2 protein-coding genes are annotated in these 1,528 nt (G+C 66.2%); both read left to right on the forward strand.

The window, feature by feature from the left end; all coding sequences use genetic code 11:
• The first annotated feature begins 81 nt into the window (after nucleotides 1-81).
• Nucleotides 82-705 (forward strand): hypothetical protein, encoded by a 624-nt coding sequence (locus ACZ7H1_RS37335; protein ID WP_470792945.1) that lies wholly within the window; start codon nucleotides 82-84, stop codon nucleotides 703-705.
• Nucleotides 706-748: 43 nt separating this feature from the next.
• Nucleotides 749-1,519 carry a transposase gene (locus ACZ7H1_RS37340; RefSeq protein ID WP_470792946.1) on the forward strand — a complete coding sequence of 257 codons (771 nt, stop codon included), beginning with the start codon at nucleotides 749-751 and terminating at the stop codon, nucleotides 1,517-1,519.
• Nucleotides 1,520-1,528: the final 9 nt, after the last annotated feature.

Genomic DNA, 1,528 nt, shown 5'->3' on the forward strand with positions numbered 1-1,528 from the left:
CTAAGACCTGTCCCGTAACTGGGCGCCCCCCTTGTCGATCCCGGAGCGGACCCTGTCAGTGGCTGGTGACAGGATCGAGGGGTGCTGATCAAGGGATATGACGCCGACGCGTTGGTGGCGGGTGAGTCACTGCTTGCCCGCCCGGGCTTCTGGTCGAACTACCTTCTGGCGATGTGCAGCGACGGGGGGTGTGTCGAACGGCCGGTTCCTGAGTGGTTCGGCGACGACGGCGCCGATGCCGATGCCCTGTCCGAGGTCCTCTTCGATCCGGAACGCTGGCCGGTGTTTCGGGTGCCGGCCGTAACTGGCCCTGGAGTCGTGGTGGTCTACCGCAACCTGGACGGCGACTACGGCACCGACTATCTCCTCACCCATCCCGGCAGGAGCTACGTCCAGCAGATCGCGAGTTGGGACGGAGATTTCAGGGGTACTGGGCTGACGTGGCGCGAACTGATCCGCATCGCTGACAGCCCCTCCTCCGGTGCGGAAGGTGTCCAGGACACAGCAGCCCGCCTCCTGCTTGTCCTTCCGCTTCTTACCGACCCGGAGGTGCCAGAACAGGCATCGGCCAGGCTCACCTCCGCCCTGGCGGTGGTCGGCGTGCCACAAGACACTGCCTCCAACACGGCGGAGCACTTGCTGGCCCACCTCACGAGAAGATCCCTGCACGATCCCACGTGGGAGTCTCCGCTCAGCGGGAGCTGAGAGGCGAGTCGAGCTGCTGGTCACCACATGAAATGATCTTGGTGTGGCCTGTGTGATTACGGCATCGGAGTCTGCCTGGATAGCCCCCTTCACAGGGCTGAGCCCGCGCCAGTTCGGCAAGCTGGTGACCGTTTTGCGGCGCACGGGTGCGGATGCGGTCCGCAGGGGCCGGCCGTGGAGCCTGCCTCTGGAGGACCGTGCTCTGCTGGTGGCGGCATACTGGCGCACGAACTTGACGATGCGGCAGCTCGCTCCGCTGTTCGGGGTCTCGAAGTCGGCGGCGGACCGCATCATCAACCACCTTGGGCCGATGCTGGCGCTCCAGCCACGCAAGCGGTTCGCCAAGGGCGCCGTGCTCATCGTGGACGGCACGCTGGTTCCCACCCGCGACCACTCCGTGGCGGAGCAGTCGAAGAACTATCGGTACTCCACTGCCCACCAGGTCGTCATCGACGCGGACACCCGTCTCGTCGTCGTGGTCGGCCGGCCTCTGCCGGGCAACCGGCACGACTCCCGCGGTTGGGAGGAGTCCGGCGCCAAGGCCGCCGTCGGCAACACCACCACGATCGCTGACGGCGGCTACCAGGGCACCGGACTGGTCATCCCGCACCGAAGGGCGAAAGGGCAGGCTGAACTGCCGGACTGGAAGGAGGAACACAACCGGTCCCACAAGCAGGTACGAGCACGCGTCGAGCACGTCTTTGCCCGCATGAAGACCTGGAAGATTCTCCGCGACTGCCGCCTCAAAGGCGACGGCGTCCACCACGCCATGCTCGGCATCGCCCGGATGCACAACCTCGCCCTCACCGGATAGGCAAGCGGG

It is taken from the genome of Streptomyces sp. NPDC037401, assembly GCF_055602345.1.